17 protein-coding genes are annotated in these 17,686 nt (G+C 64.1%); 3 read left to right on the top strand and 14 right to left on the bottom strand.

Features of this window, described 5'->3' with window-relative positions; translation table 11 throughout:
- Nucleotides 1–3 precede the first annotated feature (3 nt).
- Complete coding sequence (locus tag AX756_RS04370) at nucleotides 4–333, bottom strand: hypothetical protein (protein ID WP_068309001.1); 330 nt, start codon at nucleotides 331–333, stop codon at nucleotides 4–6.
- Between the two features lie 191 nt (nucleotides 334–524).
- On the opposite strand from AX756_RS04370, the gene mgtE reads away from it, so the two are divergent.
- Together mgtE and AX756_RS24975 are read left to right on the top strand one after the other, a co-directional pair.
- Nucleotides 525–1,931 (top strand): magnesium transporter, encoded by a 1,407-nt coding sequence (mgtE, locus tag AX756_RS04365; protein WP_163887289.1) that lies wholly within the window; start codon nucleotides 525–527, stop codon nucleotides 1,929–1,931.
- A gap of 29 nt (nucleotides 1,932–1,960) precedes the next feature.
- Nucleotides 1,961–2,860, top strand: a complete 900-nt coding sequence (locus AX756_RS24975; RefSeq protein ID WP_082738926.1) for an HD domain-containing protein — start codon at nucleotides 1,961–1,963, stop codon at nucleotides 2,858–2,860.
- A gap of 18 nt (nucleotides 2,861–2,878) precedes the next feature.
- On the opposite strand, the gene arsC is transcribed toward AX756_RS24975, so the two are convergent.
- From arsC to AX756_RS04340, 4 genes are all read right to left on the bottom strand, one after another.
- Nucleotides 2,879–3,310, bottom strand: coding sequence for an arsenate reductase (glutaredoxin) (gene arsC / locus AX756_RS04355; RefSeq protein WP_068308997.1), 432 nt, complete (start codon nucleotides 3,308–3,310; stop codon nucleotides 2,879–2,881).
- A 7-nt stretch (nucleotides 3,311–3,317) separates the two neighbouring features.
- Complete coding sequence (locus tag AX756_RS04350) at nucleotides 3,318–4,265, bottom strand: 1-phosphofructokinase family hexose kinase (protein ID WP_197431053.1); 948 nt, start codon at nucleotides 4,263–4,265, stop codon at nucleotides 3,318–3,320.
- A 350-nt stretch (nucleotides 4,266–4,615) separates the two neighbouring features.
- On the bottom strand, nucleotides 4,616–5,536 hold the full coding sequence (locus AX756_RS04345; RefSeq protein WP_068308993.1) for an MBL fold metallo-hydrolase: 921 nt from the start codon (nucleotides 5,534–5,536) through the stop codon (nucleotides 4,616–4,618).
- Nucleotides 5,537–5,649: 113 nt separating this feature from the next.
- The gene (locus tag AX756_RS04340; RefSeq protein ID WP_068308991.1) at nucleotides 5,650–6,075 is read right to left on the bottom strand and encodes a metallopeptidase family protein; all 426 of its coding nucleotides are present in this window, start codon (nucleotides 6,073–6,075) and stop codon (nucleotides 5,650–5,652) included.
- A gap of 62 nt (nucleotides 6,076–6,137) precedes the next feature.
- Here AX756_RS04340 and gltX point away from each other — a divergent pair, with 62 nt between their 5' ends.
- Nucleotides 6,138–7,457: a glutamate--tRNA ligase gene (gene gltX / locus AX756_RS04335; RefSeq protein ID WP_068308989.1), complete on the top strand. Its 1,320-nt coding sequence runs from the start codon at nucleotides 6,138–6,140 to the stop codon at nucleotides 7,455–7,457.
- A 96-nt stretch (nucleotides 7,458–7,553) separates the two neighbouring features.
- On the opposite strand, the gene AX756_RS04330 is transcribed toward gltX, so the two are convergent.
- The 9 genes from AX756_RS04330 to AX756_RS04290 all read right to left on the bottom strand — a co-directional run bounded on the left by AX756_RS04330 (nucleotide 7,554) and on the right by AX756_RS04290 (nucleotide 17,675).
- Entirely contained in the window at nucleotides 7,554–8,552 is a 999-nt protein-coding gene (locus tag AX756_RS04330; RefSeq protein WP_068308987.1) for an aldose epimerase family protein, read from the bottom strand.
- The gene (locus AX756_RS04325) at nucleotides 8,549–10,450 is read right to left on the bottom strand and encodes a beta-galactosidase (RefSeq protein WP_068308985.1); all 1,902 of its coding nucleotides are present in this window, start codon (nucleotides 10,448–10,450) and stop codon (nucleotides 8,549–8,551) included. The genes AX756_RS04330 and AX756_RS04325 overlap by 4 nt, the downstream gene beginning before the upstream one ends.
- Nucleotides 10,447–11,307, bottom strand: a complete 861-nt coding sequence (locus AX756_RS04320; RefSeq protein WP_068308983.1) for an SMP-30/gluconolactonase/LRE family protein — start codon at nucleotides 11,305–11,307, stop codon at nucleotides 10,447–10,449. Before AX756_RS04320 ends, AX756_RS04325 begins: the two co-directional genes overlap by 4 nt.
- Complete coding sequence (locus tag AX756_RS04315; protein WP_068308981.1) at nucleotides 11,304–11,909, bottom strand: 2-dehydro-3-deoxy-6-phosphogalactonate aldolase; 606 nt, start codon at nucleotides 11,907–11,909, stop codon at nucleotides 11,304–11,306. Before AX756_RS04315 ends, AX756_RS04320 begins: the two co-directional genes overlap by 4 nt.
- The gene (locus AX756_RS04310; protein WP_068308979.1) at nucleotides 11,906–12,814 is read right to left on the bottom strand and encodes a 2-dehydro-3-deoxygalactonokinase; all 909 of its coding nucleotides are present in this window, start codon (nucleotides 12,812–12,814) and stop codon (nucleotides 11,906–11,908) included. Before AX756_RS04310 ends, AX756_RS04315 begins: the two co-directional genes overlap by 4 nt.
- Complete coding sequence (locus AX756_RS04305; protein ID WP_068308977.1) at nucleotides 12,811–13,581, bottom strand: SDR family NAD(P)-dependent oxidoreductase; 771 nt, start codon at nucleotides 13,579–13,581, stop codon at nucleotides 12,811–12,813. Before AX756_RS04305 ends, AX756_RS04310 begins: the two co-directional genes overlap by 4 nt.
- A gap of 246 nt (nucleotides 13,582–13,827) precedes the next feature.
- On the bottom strand, nucleotides 13,828–15,912 hold the full coding sequence (locus AX756_RS04300; protein WP_068308975.1) for an alpha-galactosidase: 2,085 nt from the start codon (nucleotides 15,910–15,912) through the stop codon (nucleotides 13,828–13,830).
- On the bottom strand, nucleotides 15,909–16,754 hold the full coding sequence (locus AX756_RS04295) for a carbohydrate ABC transporter permease (RefSeq protein ID WP_068308973.1): 846 nt from the start codon (nucleotides 16,752–16,754) through the stop codon (nucleotides 15,909–15,911). Before AX756_RS04295 ends, AX756_RS04300 begins: the two co-directional genes overlap by 4 nt.
- Nucleotides 16,755–16,757: 3 nt before the next feature.
- The gene (locus AX756_RS04290; protein ID WP_068308971.1) at nucleotides 16,758–17,675 is read right to left on the bottom strand and encodes a carbohydrate ABC transporter permease; all 918 of its coding nucleotides are present in this window, start codon (nucleotides 17,673–17,675) and stop codon (nucleotides 16,758–16,760) included.
- Between the last annotated feature and the right edge of the window lie 11 nt (nucleotides 17,676–17,686).

Genomic DNA, 17,686 nt, shown 5'->3' with positions numbered 1-17,686 from the left:
CGATCAGAAGCTGACGATCACGACCCCGGTGACGACGAGCGCCCCGCCGAGCATTTCCCGCGGGGTCAAAGCGTCACCGACCAGAAAGGCGAACAGGAGAATCAGCAAGGTCTCGGTCGCGATGATCGCGATGTAGGCCAGACCAAGGCCGACCTGCCGGATCACCACGATCTCGGCAGCCACGGTCGCGGCAAGCACTACCGCGATGGCGATGAGAATTGTCACGGTGACGGTATCGGCAGCCTGTTTCATCAGGAAAGTGGCGAACGCGTAGCCGGTAGCGGCGCCAATGGCCATGAGGGTCTTGTTGGAGGCGATTTCTGTCAAAAGCATGTGGTAAATCCAAATTGTACAATGGTACCGAGAGTATCATGACCCTACGGCAATCCCAAAGCCCTTGCTTGTCCGAAGGGGGCTGATCGGTCATCACATGCTTGGTGATCCCGAGCGCGCGACACGACTCCCTTGGTGTCGGTGGCCCCCCGGAACACATGGTGCGACACGCGTTTTCTGACGAGGTTTTCATGGCTGAAAAGGGTCTTGACCATGCATGGGACACCTCCGGATCCGAACATACCGGCATGCCCGCCAACAAGATCGTCAAGCGGGTCGAGAAGCTCATCCGGTCCGGTGAGCGGCGCAAGGTGCTGGCGATCATAGGCGAATGGGCGCCATCGGACGTGCTCTCGCTCTTTGTCGAACTGCGGACAAACTATGCGCGCAGGTTGCTGGAATGGATGCCCGACGAGGTCGGGATCAGGGTGCTCGCCGAGCTGGATCCGCGGCTGCATGCGGTGCTGGCCGAGGAGAAGACGCGCTCTACCTTTCGCAAGCTGATCGAGAATCTCGACCCGGATGCGGCCTTTCCCCTGCTTGACGAGCTGCCGCATGACTATGCGCTCGATATCATCGCGGGCCATCCCCACGAGGAGGCGCTGCGCAAGGCGCTGGAAGTGGACGAGGACCACGCTGCCGCCCATATGCGGCGCGGGGTGCTGACGGCCCATATCGACAGCACTGTCGGCGAGGTGATCGCCACGATCCGCGCCAATGCCGATGAGATCGAGCGGCTGGAGCGGATCTACGTGATTGACGAGGGGCGTCATGTCCTGGGCGAATTGCGTCGGCGGGACCTGCTGATGAACCCGGACGAGACGCCGGTTACCGAGATCCTGCATCCCCACCCGGTGGTCATCGCCGCCGATGCCGACCAGGAGGACGTGCTGCGGCTGGCTCGGAAACGGCGCATTCACTCCATTGCCGTGGTCGATGCCGAGCGGCGGCTGCTGGGCAGCATTACTCCGCGAGAATTGCGCCAGATCGCCGCCGAGGAGGCCGAGGAAGACATGCTGCTCATGGGCGGCCTGCACCCGGACGCAACCGAGTTCGACGGGCCGTTGAAAATCGTGAGCCGCCGCCTGCCGTGGATTCTCGGCGGGCTGATCGGAGCCTCCGTGGCGGCCTCCGTCATCGGCTCCTATGAAGAAACGCTGGCCGAGGCCGCGATTCTTGCGAGCTTCATCCCCGTGGTCATGGCAACGGCAGGCAATGTCGGCATCCAGGCCTCCACCATGTCGATCCAGGCCCTTGGGCATGGGGAGACGTGGCGGGGCGATTTCCTGCCGCGTGTCGGGCGCGAGTTGCTGGCATCGGTGATGAACGGCGCCATTGTCGGGCTGGTGGTTGCCGTGCTGGTCTTGCTTGTGTCCAGCTTCATCGATTTCGCCAATCCCGCCCAACTCGCGCTGACCTGCCTGATCTCCATGACGCTGGTGACGATTGTCGCCGGCAGCTTTGGCGCCCTGATCCCGTTCGCCCTGCGCGCGGTCAAGCTCGACCCGGCAGTGGCGACCGGCATTTTCATCACGACCACGAATGACGTCTTCGGCGTTCTCATATTCTTTACCATCGCCTCCGTCTTCTATCTATGACCCGCCCTCATGTCTGACCCATGGCCCCCATGTCCCAAGATCTCCTGACCCTCAGCCGCGCCCTCGCCTTCGCCGCGGAAACCCACCGCAACCAACGACGCAAGGGCGCCGCGCAGGAGCCCTATATCAACCACCTGATCGAGGTGATGGAGCTTGTCGCGCGCGCAACGGGTGGCGAGGATACCGAGCTTCTGGTGGCCGCGCTGCTGCATGACGTGATCGAGGACGCAAAGGTCCCGGCGGAAGAGATCGAGGAGAAATTCGGCACGCGCGTGGCGCGCATGGTGGTCGAGAATACAGACGACATGCGCCTTCCCAAACTGAAGCGCCGGGCGGAACGGATCGCGGGGATGCCGCACAAGCCGGCCGATTCCCGGACAATCAAGATGGCCGATGTCATTTCGAACCTGCGATCCGTGGTGATCTCTGCCCCGGCCGGCTGGGATGTCGAGCGCAAGCTCGACTATCTGGAGGCCTGCCGAAGGCTCGTGGATGCCGGCAGTGGGGCCAATGCGGAGCTGGAGTCCTTGTTCGACGAAACCGCCGCCGAGGCGGAGGCCGCGCTGCGCGGCGATGTTCCGATGAACGTGGAGGGGCGGACGCAGGCGTTGCGCCATCTGGAGGTGGAGATCGGCCAGAAGGTTCACCTCGTCTACCTGCCCAACACGCAGATGCGCTGGCTGACCGGTGCCGACATCCAGAAATTCGCGCAGGAGGCGGATATCTTCTTTCCCTCCGCCGCGATCCACGAGGCGCATGCGACGTTTGACGGGAAGCTGCGCAAGATCCTGCTGGCCCGGGTCCGGACCGATGACAGCGACGCGGTCGTTGCCTTCGGCCAGCGTCTGTGCCGGGCCTTCGAACAGGATTTCGTCGGGATCGAAGTGGGCGGGCGCTATATCCGCGTCTACGTGGACGACACGGACTGAGCGCCGGCCCGAAACGCTTCAGACACCCGGAACGGGCAGGCCCTGTGCGTCGATCAGCAAAGTTCCGTTGGAACGCGCGAACGGACCTTCGGGCCAGTTTTCCAGAAGGTCCAGAACCTTGCCAACCGGGCGACAGAGGGCCACGCCCTTGTCGGTCCGCACGATGGGACGTTCCACGAGGACCGGATGTTCGATCATGGCGTCGAGGATCTGCGCGTCCGTCACGCCCTCTTCGAGCAGACCGAGTTCCATGGCCGGGCCGCGTTGGCGCCGAAGGATCTCATGCGGGGTCATGCCCGCATCGGCGAGGAGTTGTTTCAGCTCCTCCCGGTCCCATCCGGCTTTCATGTACGGAACGACTTTCGGCTCATAGCCGGCAGCCTCGATGACCCGCAGCACGTCGCGCGACTTGCTGCAGGCCGGATTGTGGTAGATCGTAACCTCGCCCATGGGGGTATCAGAGTTCGATCAGCTTGGATTGCGGCAACAGGCGTTCCACGTCCTCGCCGCGGCAAAGCTCGGTCGCCGGCGTGGCGACAGCCGCGGCGGCAGCAGACGCGCCCCAGCGAGCCGCTTCCTGGATCGTGTTGCCACGCGCCAGGGCAAGGGTGAACGCACCGACATAGCTGTCGCCGGCGCCGACCTTGGAGATGACCTGTACCTTGGGCGCGGTGGCCAGCCAGGAGCCTTCCTTGGTGGTCAGCACGGAACCTTCGCCGCCGCGGGCAAAGATGATGTTCTCGGCCACGCCCTTTTCGATCAGCTCCCGCGAGAACGCGGCCGTGTCGGCAGGGGTCTCCAGCTTGCGGCCCGCGAGCCCTTCGGCCTCTTCGTCATCCGAGCGCAGCAGGAAGGGCGGCGAGCGGTGATCTTCGACGATCTGACGCAGGGCCGGTCCGGAGGTGTCGACGATGAGTCGTGCACCGGCTTCCATGATCGCGGCCGAAAGATGCTCTTCGAAATCGAGCGGCACGCCCGGCGGCTGGCTGCCCGACAGGATCACGAGCCCGTCCTTGGGCGCGTGTGCCGCCGTGGTCCGGATCGCTTTTTGAACATGGTCCTCTTGCCAGGGCGGTCCAGGCAGCATGAAGCGGTATTGCTGGCCGGTTTCCTTGCAGTTCACCACCACGCTGGCGCGGGTTTCGCCCGGCGAAGGGATCGGCATGGTTGGGATGCCCTGATCCATCAGAAGCTCGAGCAGGCGGTTGCCGTTATGGCCGGCAATCGCCACCACGGCCGTCGCGTGGCCACCCATGTGGCGGATGGCCCGGGCCACGTTGATGCCGCCGCCGCCCGGATCCACCTTGGGTTCGGTACAGCGGAGCTTCACGTCCGGAACAACCTTTTCGGCCTCGGTGTTCATGTCGAGAGCCGGGTTCAGGGTAATGGTGAGAATTTCGTGCACGGGGTGTAACCTCGTTTCCTCGATGTTTGCGCGCACAGTGCTCATTCACAGCGCTTTTGCAACCGAGTATGGCGCGGGATTTCCGCGCAGTCTGCATTGCCGTTATTCCGAATATGCAACAAATGCAGGATGCGGCGCAATTTTGGGCGAGATTTCACTCATAGCAGATGGATTTGGTAAATTTCTGCCAAGGGAACAGGGGAAGGTCCTGCGCGTGACCGCCCGTCGTCTTTCTCGGGCGGAACATCATCAGGTGCTCTGGGCAAGCGAACACGAATCTCTTGCGGATCCATGACGGTCTTTCGAGAGCGCACGGGGGCCGGTTTGCCGGCCCCCGGAGGTATAAGTTATTACAGAAGCTGGTAGCTCACCGGGACGTAACGGAAACCGTCCTCGCGGGTGTCGACAAAACCGGCGGCAGGGAACGGCATGTGGTAGCCGATCATCGGAAGCTTGTCGGCGGCGAGCATGCCGAGAACCTTGCGTCGGCTGGCAGCGGCAGCCGTCTTGTCCATGTCGAACTTCACTTCCCAATCGGGATAAGCCAGCGACCACACGTAGTGGTTGGCGAGGTCAGCCGCGATCAGAAGCTGCTTCCCTTCGCTTTCCAGCATGTAGGTCATGTGCCCGGGCGTGTGCCCGAAGGCGGCCATGGCGGTGATGCCCGGGGCAACGCTGTCGCCGTCGCCGATGAAGCTCATCTTGTCGGCCAGCGGCTTCACATTGGCATCGAAACGTTCGTTGCCGGCAGCGGCCCAGTGGTCGTATTCCGCCTGCCCGGTTACGTAGCTGGCATTGGCGAAAGTCGGCGTGCCCTCGTTCATCAGGCCACCGATATGGTCGCCATGCATGTGGGTGAGGACGACCTTGGTGATGTCGTCGGGGCTCATGCCCGCCTCGGCCAGCGCAGCCGTGATGCCGCCGGCGTTGAGGCCGGTGTCGAAGAGCACCACCTCGTCGCCGCTGCGCAGAACGGTCGGGGTGAAGTAGAATTGGGCACTTTCGGTCGTGATGAAATTCGCTTCACTGGCGGCCGAGAACTCTTCCGCGCTGACATTCAGGCCGAAAATCGACTGCGGGTCGGGCCGAGGGGCCGTTCCGGCCAGCAGGGTGGCACCTTCGAGCGCGCCGACCCGGAAAGCGCGTGCCTTGTCCATTGGCAGCATCGCGGGCTTCTCGTCGGCAGCTTTGGCGGAAAAGGCGGTGGCGGCGGCAACGGGCGCGATGGCCGTGCTCAGCAGCGCCTGGCGGCGGGACATGGAAAGAGACATGGCGTACCTCAAATGTTTCAACTGGCCTAAAGCCTAGTCCGAGAGGTCACTACGGCAAGAAAAAAATTGATAAATAAACTAAACGTGAGAAAAAATCGTTTTTAGATCGTCAATCATTCCCACCATCGGTCGATGCGCGCAATGTCTGCGTCGGACCAGCCAAAATGATGCGCGAATTCATGCGTGACGACATTCGCGATCAGGTCGCCAAGTGCAACATCGCCCCTTGCCACCCATTCATCAAGGATAGCGCGGCGGAAAAGCCAGACAATATCGGGCCTCTGCGGAGGGTCGATGACCGAACGCTCCGTCATCGGGGTTCCGTCATAGAGGCCGGTGAGTTCGAACGGGTCCTGCAGGCCGACATCCGCGAGCATCTCGTCGCTTGCAAGCTCTTCAACGCGCAGCAGCACCTGCCGGGCCGGTTCGGCGAAGGGCGGCGGGAAGGCCGCGCGCACCTGTTCGGCGAGCTGGGCGAGATCGTCCAGATTTGGGGCTGTTGCGCCGTTCCAATTCGATTTGCTGTCCGCTAAATCCATGGCTCCGGTATGGACAAGAACGCCGCCCTGTGGAAGAGGGCGCGGGATAGGAGAGCCGCATCATGACCGTCACCCGTTTCGCCCCGTCGCCCACCGGATACCTGCATGTGGGCAACCTGCGCACTGCGCTGTTCAACTGGCTGATCGCGCGACAGGCCGGCGGTACCTTCATTCTGCGCCTGGACGATACCGACCCGGAGCGCTCCAAGACCGAATATGCCGATGGCATCAAGGAAGACCTCGAATGGCTGGGCCTGACCTGGGACCGGGTGGAAACGCAGTCCTCCCGGCTGGACCGCTACGAGGCCGCCGCTGATGCGCTGCGCGAGAAGGAGCGGTTCTACGAGTGTTTCGAGACGCCGGTGGAACTCGACCTCAAGCGCAAGAAGCAGCTCAACATGGGCAAGCCGCCGGTCTATGACCGGGCCGGGCTGAAGCTCTCCGAGGAGGAAAAGGCAGCCCTGCGCGCGGAACGGACCGGCCATTGGCGTTTCCTGCTCGATCAGGAGCGGATCGAATGGGTAGACGGGATCCTCGGCAATATCTCCATCGACGCGGCGTCCGTCTCGGACCCGGTGCTGATCCGCGGCGACGGGCAGGTGCTCTACACGCTGGCCTCCGTGGTGGACGATACCGAGATGGGCATCACCCATGTCGTGCGCGGCTCCGACCACGTGACCAACACCGCGACCCAGATCCAGATCATCGAGGCCCTCGGCGGCAAGGTGCCGAGCTTCGCCCACCATTCGCTGCTGACCGGCCCGCAGGGCGAGGCGCTTTCCAAGCGGCTCGGCACGCTGGCGCTGCGCGATCTGCGCGAGAAGGGCGTGGAGCCGATGGCGCTGCTGTCGCTGATGGCGCGGCTGGGATCGTCGGATCCGGTGGAAGTGCGCAGCTCGCACCAGGAGCTGATCGACGGGTTTGATCTCAACCGTTTCGGGGCGGCGCCGACCAAGTTCGATTCCGAGGATCTCTATCCGCTGACCGCGCGTTTCCTGCACGGGTTGCCCTTCGATGCGGTCTCCGCGCAGATTGCCGAGCTTGGCGTCCCGGACGCGCTGGCCGAAAGCTTCTGGAATGTCGTGCGCGAGAATATCACCACCCGCGGCGATATGGCTGGCTGGTGGGATGTGCTCAAGAACGGCGCCGAGCCGCTGGTCGATCCGGAAGATGCCGAATTCGTCGCCCAGGCCTTCGGGTTGCTGCCTGAACTGCCCTTTGACGAGACCACATGGTCGAGCTGGACCGCTTCGGTCAAAGAGGCGACCGGGCGCAAGGGCAAGGGGCTGTTCATGCCGCTGCGCAAGGCGTTGACCGGCCGGCAGCGTGGCCCGGAAATGGCCGATTTCCTGCCGCTGATGCAGACGCTTCCACGTCTCTGATTGTAGGACCGTCCGGCACGCTTGCCGCCGAGCAGAGCTCGAGCGGCGGTGGCGCCGCCTTTGGCGGCGCGCAGCTTCGCTGCGATCCTTGCCTGCTCAGCCTTTCGAGAAGGTGAAACGCGTGGTCTGCTCCCACGTCTCGCCCGGTTCCATGCGGATGGAGGGGAAGGCCGGGTGCGTGGGGGCGTCAGGCCAGAACTGGGCCTCGATGGCGACCCCGGCGCGCGGGCGATAGACCTTGCCGCCATGGCCCGGCACGCCTTCGGGAGGCAGATGGCGGGTGTCATAGATTTGCAGACCGGGTTCGGTGGTCTCGATGCCGAGGCGGACGCCATCCGGTCCGGTCAGGCTGCCGACCGGTCGAAGCGGCATACGTTGGTCTGATAGGCAGAAATTGTTATCGATCGAATCGGAAGCGGTGAGTTCGCGCCCGGAGCGGAAATCCAACGCCGTCCCCGCAACCTTGCGGATTTCACCGGTGGCAATGTCTGTTTCGTCGCAAGGCAAGTAGGTGTCGGCATCGATTTGCAGCTTGTGGCCGTGGAAATCGTCGCTGTCTCCGAGGTTCCAGTAGCTGTGATTGGCCAGGTTCATCAGTGTCGGCGCATCGGTCTCGACACGCAATCTGAGCGTCAGGTTGGCGCCGTCGAGCGTGAACTCGGCCTCGAAACGGCGGTTTGCGGGAAAGCCACCTTCGCCGTCCTCGGCGGTTGTGGAGAGCAGCAGGCGCGTCTGCGTCGTCTCCTCCACCTGCCACAGCTTGTGATGCAGCCCCGCCGCGCCGCCATGCAGGACATGGCCGCCAAGCCCGTTGGCGTCGAATTGCAGTTCCCGGCCGTCGAAGACGGTCCGCGCCTTGGAAATCCGGTTCGCCACCGGGCCGACAATGGCGCCAAAGTAGTGCAAGCCGCCGCCATCTTCGTAGTCGGCAACGTTGCTGCTGCCGAGGGTCAGCGGACGGTCGAGCCCGGCCATGCGCAGATCCTGCAGAGTCGCACCAAGGGTGATGATGCTGGCCCGGATCGCGTCGTTCTCAAGCGTGATGCGCTCCACTGTACGGCCGTCTTTCAGGGTGCCAAAATGTTCCCGTGTCATTGCTTTTCCTTCCAGGCGACGCCGGCGGCGGGGATGTCCAGGCCGTCGAAAGCCACGGCTTCGGGGGCGTAGTTGATGTAGAAGCGATAGCCTTCCGTGTCGCGCAGGCGAAGACCCTCGGGCATCTGCCGGGTCTCGATGCCAAGCTCGGCGCAAGCGCGGGAGAGGATGCGGGCGAGCGCCTGCGCGTCCGGCCAACCGGCGAGGTAATGCAGGCCGCCCGAACGCATCATGACGGGTTGCCCGGAGGCCGTTTCCTCGACTACCTCTGCCGTTCCTTCGAGCCTTTCGAGCCAGCGGATGATCGCGCCACCCTGGGCAAGCGGCTCGGGAGCGCTCGGCGGCAGGCTCTCGGTGAGGGCGATTGTGGCATCAACGCTGGGCAGGGCGGGGGGCAGTGGGACGGGAATGTCGAATTCTGCCCCGCGGGTGCCGCTGCGGGGGCCGATCAGCGTGATGCCGTCCCGGGCAGCTAGTTTCGCCTTGATCGTGTCAGGCAGCTCGAATAGGCCCGGCACGAGGAGCAAGGAATAATCGCTCGTATCCGCGTCAACGGGCAGGATGTCGATGCTCAGGCCAAGCTTGCGCAAGCCGCGATACATCTCCAGCATCAGCTCGAAATAGTCGAAATCCGCGCCTTGCGGCTGCGTTTCCCACGCCCAGCCAGAGGGATAATCGAAGAGGATGGCGACCGGCGCCTTGGCCGGGCGGATCTCTGGCAGGGCTTCGATCTCAGCGGCGACCTGCGCGGCCTCGCCAAGCGCAGGGGCGGGGGCGCTGTCGGGGCGAAGCAGGCCGGCATGCATCTGTTCCTGCGCAAACGGCGCCTGCCGCCAGCGGAAATAGCAGACCGCCTCGGCCCCATGCGCGATGGCCTCCCACGCCCAGAGCCGGGCCATGCCGGGCAGCGGCGCGGGGTTGTAGGGCGCCCAGTTCACCGGGCCGGGCTGCTGCTCCATCACCCACCAACGGCCCTTGCCCACGGCGCGGTAGAGGTCGTGGTGGAGCGCCTGCATGTCCGGATCACCCTGCCGGAGGTAGCGGCGCTTGTGTTCGGGGCTGTCGCTCAGCCGGTCCGAGAGGAAGCCGATCGGGTAGCTGTCCCAGCTGGCGATGTCGAGATCGTCGCCGACATCGAAATGGTCGAATTCCAGCACCCGGCCCATGTAGTTGTGGATCAAGGGCGCGTTGGTCAGCGGGCGCAGTGCACCTACCTGCGCGGCGTTATAGGCGACCACCGCGTCCGAGCTGTAGCGACGCCAGGCCATGACATGGGACGGGTTCGGTTCGGTCACCGTCAGGTTCGGCGGGTCGATCTCGGAGAAATCGGCATATTCCATTGACCAGAACACGTTTCCCCAGGCGCGATTCAGCGCTTCGGGCGACTGGTAGCGCTGCGCCAGCCAGTCGCGGAAGCCCTCCACGGCGGCGCGGCTGTAGCTGAGGGTCGTTTCGTGGCAGGCATATTCATTGTCGATCTGCCAGGCTTGGACATGCGGGTTCTTGCCGTAGCGTTCGCCGAGGATGCGCGCGATGCGGGCGCTCTCCTCGCGATAACCCATGTGGGAGAAGCAGTAATGCCGCCGCGAGCCGAACTTGCGCGGGTTGCCCTGCGCGTCGACGGCCAGCATGTCCGGGTGTTTCTCGATCATCCACCGCGGCGGCGTCGCGGTCGGTGTGCCGAGCACCACTTTCAGCCCGGCCGCGCCCAGCGTTTCAATGGCACGGTCCAGCCAGTCGAACGTGAGCTTGCCGGGCTCGGCTTCGATCCGCGACCAGGCGAATTCACCGATGCGGACCCAGGAGAGGCCGGTTTCCCGCATCCGCGCGGCATCCTCGGCCCATTGTGCTTCGGGCCAGTGTTCGGGGTAAAAGCAGACACCCAGTTCCGGCTTCATAGGATTACCTTGTGTTCTTTCTGCCCACGCGCCTGCGTCGGGGCGGTGAAGGTCATGCCGCTTTCGGGCCGGGCTGCGAGCTCTTCAGCTGTCAGGTCCTCGGCGGCGGAGGTGACGAAGAGGTCCGACAGATCCGGGCCACCGAAGGCCGGGCAGGTGGTCTTGCTCGCCTCGAATGTGAATTCCCGCAGGAACTCGCCCTTCGGATTGTAGACGCCCACGCGGCCCGCGTTCCAATGCGCGTTCCAGAGATTGCCGTCGGCATCCAGCACGGCGCCATCCGGGCCCCAGTCATCCTTGCGCATGTCGATGAAGATCTCCGACGGGCCCAAGGGCCAGCCATGTTCCTGCTCCAACGCGACCTTGCGGATCACGTGCTCGCGGGTGTCGCAATAGAGCGCGAACTGCCCGTTCGGATCGAAGCACATCGCGTTAGGGATGGAGATTTCCGGGAAAAGAACGCGCAGCTCGCCACGGTAATAGCGATAGATCGCACCGGCGCCCTGTTCGGCGTTGAAACCCATCGAGCCGATCCAGAAGCCCCCGAACGGGTCCGCGCGCCCGTCATTGGAACGCGTCGCCGGGTTGTCGGCCTCCAGCGGCAGCACGTGGTTGCGTGCACCGGTTTCGACATTGAAGGTGAACAGCTCGCTGGCCGAGGCGATGAGGAACGTATCCTCATCGACCCAGCCGGCGGCAGAGACGCATTGATCGAACTGCCAGAACTGCGTGACGCCGTCCTTTCGCGTCATCAGCCTGTGTTCGAGGATGTCGAACCAGAACAACTGCTGGCGCAGCGGGTGCCAGAGCAGGCCCTCACCGAGCTGGCAGATCGTGGAGTCGAAAACCTGGCTCATTCAAGGGCCTCGTCATAGGCGGCCACGATCATTTTGGCGCGCTCTCGGATCGCGGCGATGTCCATGCCCGGCTTGTAGAGCGCCGAGCCGATGCCGAACCCGTCCGCGCCCGCAACGATCCACTCGCCGAAATTCTCCGGCCCCGCGCCGCCCACGGCAAAGATTTCGCAACTGGCGGGCAACACGGCGCGCATGGCCTTCAGCCCGCCGGGGCCGGCCATGTTGCCGGGAAAGAGCTTCAGCCCATCCGCGCCTGCGTCCAGCGCTGCAAAGGCTTCGGTCGGGGTGAAGATGCCGGGCCAGCTCTGCATGCCGAGCGCCTTGGTGGCGCGGATCACCTCCGGAACGCAGTTGGGCGAGACCACGAGCTTGCCGCCCGCGCCCCACACTTCGGAGACCTGTTTGAGGTTCAGGACGGTTCCGGCGCCCACAAGCGCCCGGTCGCCCACCGCCGCGACCATGGCGCGGATGGAGGTGAAGGGATCGGGGGAGTTGAGCGGCACTTCGATCCGGTCGATGCCGGTCTCGATCAGGGCTTCGGCCGCGGGAACGGCTTCCGAGGGCGTGATGCCGCGCAGGATGGCGATGATGTTTCTGCTCATGACTTGTCTTTCGTATCGAGGGCACGCGCGGCGGCAAGGCCCTTGAGGACCATCGCCTCGCCGGCGGCGAGAGTCGGCGTGGCGCCGAGGCTTTCGAGGGCCGATGCATAAAGGCGGGAGACGCCGCCCGCGCCGACGATGGCGACGGCCTGGCCGAGCCAGTAGGGGCGGGTCGCGGCCAGTTCGGCGCCGATCAGCAGGCCGGAGAGACGTGCCTTGGCCCGGCCTGCGGGCTGTTCGGACAACAGGCCCTCCGCGCGCAGCGAAAAGAGCCGGGCGGCCAGTTTTTCAGGGCGCGAAACCGCGTCGTCCACGGCTTCGGCAAAGGCCGCGTCGTCCCAGTCATCGGTTTGCACGGAATGGCGCAACACGGTGTGGCTCGAGATCGCGGCGAACAGGTCTCCGGTCATGCAGGTCTGGAAGCTGACCACCTCGCCCGCGCTGACATGGACCCATTTGGTATGCGTTCCGGGCAGGCAGATCACGCCGTCGAATTTCGGGTTGAGCGCCTGGAAACCGGCGATCTGGGTTTCCTCGCCGCGGATCACGTCCGCAGGGTTCGCCTGGCTCAAGCCGCCGATGATGCGAAAGCGCAGGCGCGGGTCCGAGACCGGGGCCTCGGTCATCTGCGGGTCCAGTGGCAGGCAGGGCACAGCGCGGTAGCTCGCCTCGACCCAGCCTTGTCGTGCGCCGACCATGCCGCAGGCAATGACCTCGACCAGCTCGGCACCGCCGATATGCGCGCCAACCAGATCGAGAAAATTCGGCTCGAATTCGGACGGTGCCAACCCGCCCATGCCACGGTCGGACTTTTCTTCCCAGAGCACCGTGCCACTCTTGTCGAGCCCCCAGGCCCGCAGGGACGACGTGCCCCAATCCACCGCTATCCAGTCAAGTACACTCATCCGGTCGTCACTACGCCTCCGTCAAGGACCAGCGCCTGCGCGGTCATCGCGGCGGAGGCGTCGGAGGCGAGAAACAGCGCGCCTCCCACCATGTCCGCCGGCTCCAAAGTCCGTTTCAGGCACTGTCGTTCCAGGTGTTCGGCCATGCCCTCGGGCGTCAGCCATTTGTCGAGCTGGCGCGGTGTGACCACCATGCCAGGCATGATTGCGTTGACCCGGATGCCGTCCGGGCCGAATTCGCGTGCCAAGGTCCGGGTCAGCCCGGTGATCGCGGCATTGGCGGTGATGTAGGGCGCGTAGCCCGCGTCTGCCATCATGTAGCTGATCGAGGACATGTTGACGATCGCCCCCTTGCCCTCGGCCTGCATGGCCGGGATCACGTGCTGGGAGGCAAAGAAATAGGGCTTCAGATTGATCGCCATGGAGGCGTCCCAGAACGCCTCGTCGATCTCCAGTGTATCGAAACGCTGGTCATTGGCGGCGTTGTTGAGCAAGACGCCGATCGGGCCGTGCGCGCTGGCCGCCGTGTCGAGCGCCCCGCAGAGCGCATCGAGATCTGTGATGTCGCATTGGATGAAGAGCGGGCGGTTGCCGGTTTTCTCCTCCATTTCGTCACAGAAATCCGTGGCGTCGCTGCGTTGGACAAAGGCAACCTGGCTGCCTTGCTCGAGAAACCCCTCGGTCAGGGCCGCGCCAATGCCTGAACCGCCCCCGGTGATGAAGACGGAGGCGCCGGCAAGGTCGGGAAATACAGGATGGCCGCTCATGGCAGATTCCTTTGCGCTCGAACATGTTCGGAATGTCGGCAGCATGCAGCGCTACCATAAAGGAATTGTCGAGGCGGCGAGTGGAAGCAGGGGGAGGGGGCAGGGCAGAGGCGCAGGAGATCCCGCCCGCGCCCGTGAGGGAGTAGGGGCAGAAAGGGCGGGATCCGCCTGCGGGTCACGCGGCCGTACCGGGAGAGGGCCCGGTATCGGCTCCGGGAGACATGGGAGAACCCGGCCGCGATGGCATCAGAGCTTTTCTCCTTCGACGACCCACATGCGCTCCGGGAAGGACCAGGGCAGCGCCACGCCTTGCGACATCAGGTACTGGCCGGAAGCCTCCAGCGGTCCGTCCTTGAGCGCCACGGTGCCACGCGAGAGTCCGTGCAGATCCTCGCGGTTGAGAATATCCACCCGGTAGCGCGCTCTAGGGGCGAGCCCAGTCAGGCGCAGCGGGCGCGGGGCGATCTGCGCGGATGTGTCGGCCTTGCCGGCAAAGACCACGAAACGCGCGCCATCTTCGGAGAGTTGCTGCTCGGCGATCACCGCCGGGTCGGAACTGTCGAGGCGCAGGATGTCGGCTTGGGTCATCCAGGTCCGGTTGTGCTTCCACCATGCGGTGACCTGTTGCAGCACCGCGACCTCGTCTTCCGACAGCTCGCGGGGGTCCATCTCGAAGCCCATGTGCCGCTGGGCGGCGACCCAGGCGCGGAAGCGGATATCGAGCACGCGGCCCGAGGTGTGGCATTCCCGCGGGCCGACATGTGAGCCTGTGACCGCCATCGGCAGGAACAGCGCGGCATTGTGCTGGATGCGGAGCCGCTCCAGCGCGTCGTTGCTGTCCGACAGCCAGACGCGATGCGTGCGGCTCAGGATGCCGAAATCGATCCGCCCGCCGCCGGAGGCGCAGCTTTCGATCTCCACTTTCGGGAAATCCCGCCGCAAGCGGTCGAGCAGCTCGTAGGTGCCGCGCGGCTGTGCTGCATCGGGCATCGGCAGGACCCGGTTATGGTCCCACTTGATGTAGTCGATCTCGTTCTTTCCGAGCAGGTCCGCGAAGCAGCCATAGAGATAGTCGCGCACCTCCGGGTTCGCCATGTCGAGGCACATCTGCTGGCGGCCGAGGACCTGGTCCTCCGGCCCGAGCGCCCAGTCGGGATGGGCGCGATAGGTTTCCGAATCCGGGTTGATCATGTCCGGCTCCAGCCAGATGCCGAAGGCCATGCCCTCCGAATGGACATGATCGATCAGCGGGCCGAGCCCGTCGGGATATTTGCGCGGGTCGATCTGCCAGTCCCCCAGCGAGCTGGTGTCGTCGTCGCGGGTGCCGAACCAACCATCGTCCAGCACGAAGCGCTCCGCCCCGAGCGTGGCGGCGCGGGTCGCAAGCTCCTTGAGAACCGGCAACTTGTGATCGAAATAGACGGCTTCCCAGCAATTGTAATGCACGGGGCGCGGGCGATCCGGGTTCGGCCACGTGACGATCCGGTCGCGCAGGTGGCGCTGGAAGGCGACAGCACAGCCGTTCAGCCCGGTATCTGAATACGTGGCGTAGAGCGTGGCGGTCTCGAAACGGGTTCCGGGTTCCAACTCGGTGCCGCTTGCATTGCCGAACTGGACCTGCCGCCGCCCGTCCGGCAGCTCCTCGGCCACCATCCGGTGCCCACCGGACCAGCCGTAATGGAGGGCATAGGCCGCGCCCTGGGTATATGTCGCGCCGCGACAGGGCAGGATCAGGCCGGGAAACGCCTCGTGGCCGGTGCGCCCGGTGCGGTTATCGCGAAGCCGTGCCCCGGTCGTCCAGGACGTGCGCGCGATCTGGAACTCGCCGCACCAACGGCCGGTGAAGTCCCACATCTCGTCGCAATGTTGCGGGGCGGGCAGGACCGGCGCCGAGAGCCAGTGCAACCGCACGGGGCGGTTGGCTTCGAGAACGGCGCGGGCCTGCAGGATATGCGTTGCCGGGTCGATAGCAAAATGGACGGTGTAAACCAGACCCAGTTCCGCGTCGGAATAGGTCAGCGAGACGTGGTTCTTGCCCGTCACCTCACTTTCATAGGCGAAACGGGGATGGAGCGATGCGCCATGCCCGTCGGCAAGCACGAGCCCCGGCTGGCCGGGGAAGCTGCGCGCGCTTTCGGGGCAGATCGACAGCTCCGGATTGGCATCGAGCATGCCGCCGGTGACATCGATGGTATGGGCATCGTGGAGCTTGACCAGATCCTCGTCGTCCGGCAGCCCCAGTCCCCAGTAGATCACCTCCGGCAGGCGATCGTTCCGGGAGGCCAGGGCAATCGTCTGGCGGGACGTGTCGAGCCGCCAGACGCGGCTCATTTCACGGCTCCGAGCGTCAGGCCGGCGATGAAGTGCTTCTGCATCAGGAAGAACATGGCAACCGGCGGCAGTGCGGCGATGATGGCGCCGGCCGAGACGAGTTGCCACTGGGCGATCCACTGGCCGTTGAGCGAGTAGAGACCGGCGGTCACGGGCTGGGTTTCCTTGGAGGTCGTCAGCACGGTGGCCCAGAAATAGTCGTTCCAGATGAAGGTGAAAATCAGCACCGCAAGCGCGGCAATGGCGGGCTTCATCAGCGGCAGCACCACGTACCAGAAGATCTGGAATTCGCTGACGCCTTCGACGCGCGCCGCCTCAATCAACTCGCGCGGCAGCGCGCGGATGAAATTGCGCATGAACAGCGTGCAGAAACCCGTCTGAAAGGCGACGTGAAACAGCACGAGGCCGGTCGTGGTGTTGTAGAGCCCGAGATTGACAGTCATGTCGCGGACCGGGACCATCAGGATCTGGAACGGCACGAAATTCCCCGCGACGAACATGAAGAAGACCCAGATATTGCCCCTGAAGCGGTAGATGCCGAGCGCAAAGCCGGTCAGGCAGCTCAGGATCAGCGTGCCGATCACGGTCGGGATCGTCACCTTGAAGGAGTTCCAGATATACTGGCCGATGGGCGAGTTGGTGAACACATCGGCATAGTTCGACAGCGCAAGCTCGCTTGGCAGGCCGAAATAGTTGCCGGCTGCGAGGTCCGAGGCCGGCTTGACCGAGGTGACCGCCACGCCGATCAGCGGCAGCAGCCAAAGGATGAGCGCAAGCGGCAGCATCACCTGGTAGGAGATCTGTACCGCGCGGGATTGATGTTCGATTGGACGGGGGAACATGGATCAGAACCCTTTCCGTTCGTCGCCGACCATCTTCCAGATGAAGCCGGTGATGAAGACCATCATGATGAGGAACAGGATGACCGCAACGGAGGCGCCGTAGCCCATGCGGTAGCCGTATTCGGAGAGTGCCTGCTCGTACATGTAGAAACTGAGCACGCGGGTGGAGCCGTAGGGGCCGCCATCGGTCATGATCGACACCAGGTCGAAGGAGCGAAGCGCGCCGATCACCGTCACGACCATCGCAAGGAAGGTGGCGGGCCTGAGTTGCGGCAGGATGATGTACCAGAGCATCTTGAAGCCCTTGGCAGCGTCGAGCCGGGCGGCTTCGATCTGCTCGGGGTCAACGGCGTTGAGGCCGGTGAGATAGAGGATCATGCAATAGGCGATCTGCGGCCAGAGGCCGGCAAAGATGATGCCATAGGTGGCGAAGCGCTCATCGGCGAGGATGGCGATCTCGGAGCCGGTGATCTTCTCGATGATCATGTAAAAAAGGCCAAAGCCCGGCGCGTAGAACCAGGCGAAGATCAGGCCGACCACGACCTGGCTGATCACGAAAGGGAAGAAGAAGAGCGACTTGTAGGCACGAATGCCCCGGACCTTCTGGTTGAGGAAGATCGCGATGCCGAGACCGGCGGGGATCGCCAGCAGGTAGAGCACCAGCCAGATGACGTTGTTCTTGAGCGAGGTGTAAAAAGCTTCGTCGTCGAAAAGCTCGGCGTAGTTTGCCATTCCGATGAATTCTTTTTCGCCTAGCCCGTCCCAGTCATAGGTCGACAGCCAGAAGCTCTCGAAGATCGGGACGATGACATAGAAGAGAAAGAAGATCACACCCGGGATAAGGAAGATGTAGGGAGTCAGCTTCTGCTGGTTCTCTCGCCACCAGGACCGGGAGTGGGTTTCTGTGCTGGCAGAACTCATGCGCGCAACCC

Origin of the sequence: Aliiruegeria sabulilitoris, assembly GCF_001558155.1 — a bacterium.
Classification (GTDB): Bacteria; Pseudomonadota; Alphaproteobacteria; order Rhodobacterales; family Rhodobacteraceae; genus Tropicimonas; species Tropicimonas sabulilitoris.
Note: the sequence above shows the minus strand (reverse complement) of the source record. Positions and strands in the feature narration are given on the sequence as shown.

Excerpts from the sequence above, each read along its gene's own strand:
- AX756_RS04370 (WP_068309001.1), bottom strand. The coding sequence starts at position 333 with ATGCTTTTGACAGAAATCGCCTCCAACAAGACCCTCATGGCCATTGGC.
- mgtE (WP_163887289.1), top strand. The coding sequence starts at position 525 with ATGGCTGAAAAGGGTCTTGACCATGCATGGGACACCTCCGGATCCGAA.
- AX756_RS24975 (WP_082738926.1), top strand. The coding sequence starts at position 1,961 with ATGTCCCAAGATCTCCTGACCCTCAGCCGCGCCCTCGCCTTCGCCGCG.
- arsC (WP_068308997.1), bottom strand. The coding sequence starts at position 3,310 with ATGGGCGAGGTTACGATCTACCACAATCCGGCCTGCAGCAAGTCGCGC.
- AX756_RS04345 (WP_068308993.1), bottom strand. The coding sequence starts at position 5,536 with ATGTCTCTTTCCATGTCCCGCCGCCAGGCGCTGCTGAGCACGGCCATC.
- AX756_RS04340 (WP_068308991.1), bottom strand. The coding sequence starts at position 6,075 with ATGGATTTAGCGGACAGCAAATCGAATTGGAACGGCGCAACAGCCCCA.
- gltX (WP_068308989.1), top strand. The coding sequence starts at position 6,138 with ATGACCGTCACCCGTTTCGCCCCGTCGCCCACCGGATACCTGCATGTG.
- AX756_RS04330 (WP_068308987.1), bottom strand. The coding sequence starts at position 8,552 with ATGACACGGGAACATTTTGGCACCCTGAAAGACGGCCGTACAGTGGAG.
- AX756_RS04325 (WP_068308985.1), bottom strand. The coding sequence starts at position 10,450 with ATGAAGCCGGAACTGGGTGTCTGCTTTTACCCCGAACACTGGCCCGAA.
- AX756_RS04320 (WP_068308983.1), bottom strand. The coding sequence starts at position 11,307 with ATGAGCCAGGTTTTCGACTCCACGATCTGCCAGCTCGGTGAGGGCCTG.
- AX756_RS04315 (WP_068308981.1), bottom strand. The coding sequence starts at position 11,909 with ATGAGCAGAAACATCATCGCCATCCTGCGCGGCATCACGCCCTCGGAA.
- AX756_RS04310 (WP_068308979.1), bottom strand. The coding sequence starts at position 12,814 with ATGAGTGTACTTGACTGGATAGCGGTGGATTGGGGCACGTCGTCCCTG.
- AX756_RS04305 (WP_068308977.1), bottom strand. The coding sequence starts at position 13,581 with ATGAGCGGCCATCCTGTATTTCCCGACCTTGCCGGCGCCTCCGTCTTC.
- AX756_RS04300 (WP_068308975.1), bottom strand. The coding sequence starts at position 15,912 with ATGAGCCGCGTCTGGCGGCTCGACACGTCCCGCCAGACGATTGCCCTG.
- AX756_RS04295 (WP_068308973.1), bottom strand. The coding sequence starts at position 16,754 with ATGTTCCCCCGTCCAATCGAACATCAATCCCGCGCGGTACAGATCTCC.
- AX756_RS04290 (WP_068308971.1), bottom strand. The coding sequence starts at position 17,675 with ATGAGTTCTGCCAGCACAGAAACCCACTCCCGGTCCTGGTGGCGAGAG.